Raw genomic sequence first — 6372 nt, forward strand, 5'->3', positions numbered from 1 at the left:
CTCGGCACCGCCTGCGGAATCCTCGGCGGCTGCCTCGCCTTCTCCTGGAATCCGCCCCCACCGGTTTCCGGGGCGCCCCCGGCGCCGCTCCGTCACGGACCCCGGCGGCTGCCCGGCCTCCCCGCGCACCGCGCCCCGGAACGGCGCGAAGGAACTCCTCGACCTCGCGACGAACCCGCCCCTTCGTCTCGTCCCAGCTCATAGTCATCGACCGAAGGAGTCGGCATTGCCCGACGTCTACACCAAGGCCGGGATCCTCGATCCGGGCCTGAGAGACGCCTACGAAACCTGCCGCCGCATGGTGCGGCGCCGGACCCCCGACGAGTACGCGCTCGCCCCGCTGATTCCTCCGGTGCTGCGCCCTGCTTTCTGGGCGATGTGGGCCGCCGGTTGCACGGCGGACGATCTGGTGGACCACGGCGGTGAGCTGCGGCAGCGCGCGACCGCACTGGAGGAGTGGACCGCCGCCCTCGAAGCCGACCTCAAGCGGGGCACGAGCGGTGACCCGGTCCGCCGCGCACTTGTCCACACCGTGCTGAACTGGAACTTCGCCCCGGGCGATCTGTACGCCGTCCTCCACATGCTGCACCAGGACATCTACGACGAGCAGCCCGCGACATGGCAGGAGTGGAGCGTCCGCCGCGCGTCCTGGAGCGTTTGCACGGTGAACAGCGCGCTGGTGCTGGCCGGAGCCGTTCTGCGGACGCCCGTACGGCTGCGCGACGTGGAATCCTGTCGGCGGTGGCTCGACGCGTTCCTGCTCGTCGACTCACTGACGGATCTCTCCGACGACCTCTCCCGAGGCCACGTCGAGTGGCCCGTCGAAGCCTTCCGGCAGGCCGGAGCGGACGTGGCCGACCTGCTGGAACGCCGCTGGACACCCGGGGTCGAGGCATTGACCGAGCAGGTGAATGCCCGGGCGCAGCGGTGGCTCTGCCTGGGCCCCGTCGGCCTGCCGCCGTGGCTGGCCATGCTGTTCGGATCAGCCACCGAGATGTACCAGGCCCGGCTGCGAGCCGCACGTGCGGCCGGCCCGGCGCTGCTGCACCGCAGCCCCCGCCTTCCCCGGCCGACTCGCTGGCGCATCCTCGTCCCCGCCCGGGCCAAGGCCGCCCTCGTCTGGCGACTCACCCCCGTCACGGCTCCCATCGTCATGGCCTCCGCGGCCCCGCCGACTACCGCCGACCCGGCCACACCGGCCCTCAAGACCCACCCCGCCCAGGCCTCCCTGCCTCCGCTTCCGCACCCCAGCGGTGCCCGGCCGCCCGTGCTGCCGCGCGAGCGCATGCCTCGGCACGTGGCGATCATCATGGACGGCAACGGACGATGGGCCACCCGGCGCGGCCTGCCCCGCACCGAGGGCCACCGCGCGGGGGAGAGGGCCCTGCGCGACATTGTCCACGGTGCCCTGGAGATCGGTCTGCCCCACCTGACCGTCTACGCCTTCTCCACCGAGAACTGGAAACGGTCCCCCGAGGAGGTCGACGCCCTGATGAACCTCGTGCGCACCTTCGACCGGCACGAGGAGGACAACCTGTTCGACCGCGACGTGCGGATACGCTGGGCCGGCTCCGAACAGGGCCTGCCCACCGACATCCTCGAAGCTCTGCACCGCCTCGAGGCGGAAACCCGTCACCACACCGGCCTGACCTGCACGCTGTGCGTCAACTACGGTGGCCGGGACGAACTCGCCCAGGCGGCCGGTGCTCTGGCCCGCGCCGCCTGCGCCGGACAGGTCGATCCCGCACGCGTCTCCGAGCGCATTCTGAGCCGCTATCTCCCCGACCCCGACCTGCCCGATGTCGACCTGCTGTGGCGCACCGGCGGGGAACGCCGCACCTCCAACTTCCTGCCCTGGCAGACCGCGTACGCTGAACTCCACTTCACCGACACCCTCTGGCCCGATGTCGACCGCCGTGACCTATGGCAGGCCATCGCCGCCTACACCCGGCGCGAGCGCCGCTACGGGACCGTCCCCCGACCCCGTCTGGCCACCGGCCGGCCATCGATGACCACAGCACCGGAGCCGCGTGGGCGATCCGAATGAGGAGGTGCCCGTCGGGCATTGGCCCCGACTTCCGGTGCCATGGTGGCGGTGTCGCCAGCGCGCACTCGAAGCGTCTGGGCTCCCTCAGGTCGCCAGCCGGAGCTCATACCGGAATCACCGTACCCACGACGATCCCGCAGGGGGCGGAGCGGGCGAGCGAGGCCGTGGGTGCCGTACGGACAGTGGCGGGGCGCGACCGATGTCGAGCGAGGACCTGGAGAAACGCACGGAGCTGCGGCCTGCACGGTGGACAAGGCGGCGCCGGCTGAGCCGTGCGCTCCCGCAAGTCGTCGAGGAGCTAGATCAGCTATGTGACGCCGTGCCGGTTTCCGCCGGTCGGGGAGACAGCGAGCGGGATGCCGAGGTGGCCGATGCCACATGGTGCTGGATCGTGGGCCGCAGGCGGAGCATCGTCACCGACACCCTCGGCCTGTTGCCCGCGACCCTGGTCACCGCCGCGGGCGTGCCCGATTCCGTCGCCGGCACCCACCTGGTCGGCCAGGTGGCTGCCGCTCACCTCCAGGTTCACACAGTCCGAGGGGACGGCGGCCACCGCCGGCACCTCGTCGAACACGCCGCGACCCGGGGCACCGATAGGCACATCGTCCGGCGTGCCCCTGCCGCCAGGGGTTCACAGTCCTGTCCCGCCGCTGGACCGCCGAGCGCACCCTGGAATGGCTGGTGAACCACCGCCACCTGGCCCGCGACGACGAGGCCGAACCCCACCGCTCCGAAGCCATGATCCACCTTGCGATGATCAACCTCATGACTCGCCGCCTCGCAGCCGAATCCGCCCTGAGCCCGCGCGGCACCTGGAAGCCACCCGGATCGGGAAATCCGGGATCGAACAAGGCACGAAACGCCTCTGGAGGTGCCGAAGGAGGAGCTACGGCGGTGACCTCCTGAACGGTATCCGTGGCACCCGGCGAGCAGCGCCGACGGTACGGAACGGTCGGCGGCACGTTCCGCGTTCTTCGTGGTTTCCGCCCCGTCCTCGGCCCGTCGGCCCGCCGGCGGCGGCCGTCCTGCACTCGGCGTGGGGGTGTGGATAATGCGCGGGTGAGCAGACCCTTCGTTCCCCTGCCGCCCGAGTGGATACCGTCCGATGCCCGTCCCTGGCGGTCCGCGGACACCGGGCGCTGGCTGGCCGCCGCCCCGGCGCGCTGGGCGCACCCGCTGTGGTCCTTCCTCGGGCTGCTGGCCGCCGCCGTGTGGTGCACGGCGGCAGCCCCTCTCCCGCCGTGCACCGCGGCCGAGCCCTGCGGTGCCGACTGGTGGGGCATGGCGTTCACGGCCGTCGTCCCGCTGACCCTGTACTGGGTGTGGCGGCAGCCGCGGTTGGCTCTCACCGGGCTCGGCGTGATCCTCGTGGGCACCGCGGTGGAGGAGGGCGGCTTCGCCGGTCTGCTGGATCCGTCGGGTCTCGCCCTGCTGGCCGCCGCCGGCTGGACGGCGGCGGCGCTGCTCCACCGGCTGGCCGCCGCCGGGCGGCAGCGTCAGTACGCCGAGCGGGCCGCGGGTCCCGCCGGCCACCCGCTGCCGGCCGCGGCCCACACCTTCCGGCGCGGCCGGTTCTCCTTCATGCTCGCCGCGCCGCTGCTGGCGGTGGCCGGAGTCGGCCTGTGGCAGGCGCTGGAGGAGATCGACGCGTACGAGAAGTGGGCGGCCGGTGCCGAGCGGATCACCGCCACGGTCACCGGGGCGGGCGGGGACGACGAGGACGCCTACGTCCTGACGGCCGCCGCCGGGAACCGCACGTACCGGGTGGCGACGGACTATCCCGAGGACTATCCGCCGGGCACGGCCGTGGAACTCCTGACCGACGGCGACCGGCTACGACTGGCCTCGGAGCCGTACGACATCTTCGGCTGGGAACTGCTGATGCTGGCGGCAGGTCTGCCGGGAGTGGCGTTCGCGGTCAACGGCGCGGTGGGGCGCGGACGTTCGGTCCGGCTGCGCCGGGGGCGGGCGCCGGTGCTGCAGGTGCTCGTCCGCGAGGGACACGAGGACGGGCGGACCTGGGTGTACGCGGCTGACGATCCCGCCGCCTCCACGCCCATCCTGCACTTCCACTCCCTTCACTCCTTCGTGGACGAGGAGGAGGACGAGGGCGAATACGAATACGAGGACGTCGAAGGCGGCGATGACCGGGACGGTGACGGTGACGGCGACAGCGCGAAGCTCACCGCGGAGCACCTGGCGGAGGCGAAGAGGGAACTCGGCCGGGAGCTGAGGGAGATCGCCGACGTGTTCCGGGGCACCGACCCCGCACCACCGCTGCGTGAGGCGCTGCTGTTCGGTGCCCCGTACCCGGGTGCCGAAGTCGTCTTCCTCACCTCGGAGGGCGGCGAACCGGCCGTGGAATGCAGCGTCACCCCCGTGAAACCGGTCGCCCCCGGCCTCCGCGGCGCCGGATCCCGGCCTCGTGAACGCGCGAACGGCAGCCGTCCGGTCGAGGAGATCGCCGCCGCCATGGAACCGGCGAACGGCCCACGGACCTGGTCGGCGGACCTCGGCTCCCGGGGCGTCGGACTGTTCCTGCTGTTGCTGGAGGGCGGCCTCACCTGGACCGTCCTCGACGACGGCCTCTCCTGGACCTCCTGGCAGGTGCTGATGCTGGTGCTGGGGCTGCCCTGGCTGATCGGCTCGGTCTCCACCGCATTCGGCTGGCGCGTCACGGCGGACCACGGGGGCCTGTGGGTGACCGGCGCCTGGCGGGTGCGCCGCGTCCCGTGGGAACGGCTCGGCGGCGTCGAGTACACCGCAGACCGGCTCCGCTTCCGGCTGCCCGGGAACGAGAAGTTGGATCTCTCGCCCGTGGGCCCGGGACTGCCCGGCCGGAGGACCGGACGTCGCCCGTCGGCCGTCCGGGCGGCCGAGGAGATACGCGCCCTGCTGAACCGGCCGGAGCTGCGTCCCGCCGGGAACGCCGCCCCGGCCGAGCAGGGCATGCCGCTCGGCCCGGTCGTGGTCGCCCTGTCCGTGCTGTGGGCGGCCGCTGTACTGCTCCTGCTGTGAGAAGCCGTCCGCTCACCGCTCAGTGGGCTTGTCCGGCCGAACGTCCACCGGCGACCCGGCACCCCGCCGGCCCGGCAATTCGATGGCACCGACCGCAGAGAGCGCCGATCCTGGTCACCGTGGCAGAACCCAGACATCGGATCCGTGCCGTCCATACCGCCTCGACAGTGACCGTGTACCAGGCATACGCACCGGAGATCGGCCTGCCGGCCGCCCGGGGCGGTCGCTTTCCCGCAGCCTGGAAGCGGGACCGGATGACGTGGATCAAACCGTCGTTCCTGTGGATGATGTACCGCTCCGGGTGGGGCACCAAAGACGGCCAGGAAACCGTCCTCGCCGTCGAGATCACCCGTGAAGGCTTCGAGTGGGCTCTGGAGCACGCCTGCCCGACCCACTACGAACACGGGCTGTACCCCGACCGCGCCACCTGGAGGCGCCAACTGAAGCAGGCCCCGGCCCGGGTCCAGTGGGACCCCGAACGCGACCTGCACCTGCGGCCGCTTCCCCACCGCTCTCTGCAACTCGGCCTCGTGGGCGAAGCGGCACACAGGTACGCGGAGGAATGGACGGTCGCCATCACCGACGTCACCGAGCTCGCGCACACGATCCATGCCCAGGTGAGGGACGGAGCCCTGGAAGCCGCCCGGCGACTGCTGCCCGCAGAACGCCCCTACCCCGTGGCCGACGGCCTATTGGCCCATCTGCGCACCTGACCCAGGAGCCAATCGGGACGGCCCGCAGCCCCGGAGGGCTCCAATTGTGGAGCTTGTCCCTCCGGTGTCGAACCGGCCCGGAGTGGTGCTTCACGCCGTGCTCGGAGCAGCCGAGGAGTACGGCGTCCAGACACCACATCCCGCGCCGACACCGGGATCGTGCCTCCAACGCGGGGACCGGGAACCGCGGGGAGTTCGCGTTGTGCTCGCCGGCTTGATGGCCGGCCGGGCCTGGGCGCTCCTGTCGTTGGCGGGACTGTGCCGGATACGCGGAAAGCCGGCGCCGTTGTCCGCCATCCGGCGTCGGGCTGCTCCCGGCGGCCGACTAGGCCACCTCGGCGTCCATGAGCAGGCGGCGCTGACGAGCAGTCGGGTCGCTGTCCCACGATGGAGGGCGTCCGTGGAGGTGCTGGGGACCGGCCGGCTCCTCCGCTTCGGAGAACACCTTCCGATGACCGATGAGTCTCGCGGCGTCACCCGGTCTACCTCCCTGAAAGGCACACCGAGTCCGAACGCCGAACAGGAGACCCTGCCATGAGCATCACCGCGTCCCAGACCACCGGCCACTCCCCGTCCGCGTCCCGCCTCACCCGC

General features: G+C 72.0%; 3 protein-coding genes and 1 pseudogene. All 4 read left to right on the forward strand.

Annotation, left to right across the window (positions count from 1 at the left end; translation table 11 throughout):
• Window positions 1-226: 226 nt before the first annotated feature.
• The 4 genes and pseudogenes from uppS (at window position 227) to VE546_RS27820 (ending at window position 5778) form a co-directional block, all read left to right on the forward strand.
• A complete protein-coding gene (uppS, locus tag VE546_RS27805; RefSeq protein ID WP_324927279.1) occupies window positions 227-2047 on the forward strand; it encodes a polyprenyl diphosphate synthase in 1821 nt (606 codons plus the stop codon).
• A gap of 388 nt (window positions 2048-2435) precedes the next feature.
• A pseudogene (locus VE546_RS27810) lies at window positions 2436-2953 on the forward strand (transposase); the annotation flags it as partial.
• A 153-nt stretch (window positions 2954-3106) separates the two neighbouring features.
• Window positions 3107-5065 carry a hypothetical protein gene (locus VE546_RS27815; RefSeq protein WP_324927282.1) on the forward strand — a complete coding sequence of 653 codons (1959 nt, stop codon included), beginning with the start codon at window positions 3107-3109 and terminating at the stop codon, window positions 5063-5065.
• Window positions 5066-5184: 119 nt separating this feature from the next.
• A complete protein-coding gene (locus VE546_RS27820; protein ID WP_324927284.1) occupies window positions 5185-5778 on the forward strand; it encodes a DUF4291 domain-containing protein in 594 nt (197 codons plus the stop codon).
• Window positions 5779-6372 lie beyond the last annotated feature (594 nt).

This window comes from Streptomyces sp., from assembly GCF_035644915.1.
Taxonomy (GTDB): Bacteria; Actinomycetota; Actinomycetes; order Streptomycetales; family Streptomycetaceae; genus Streptomyces.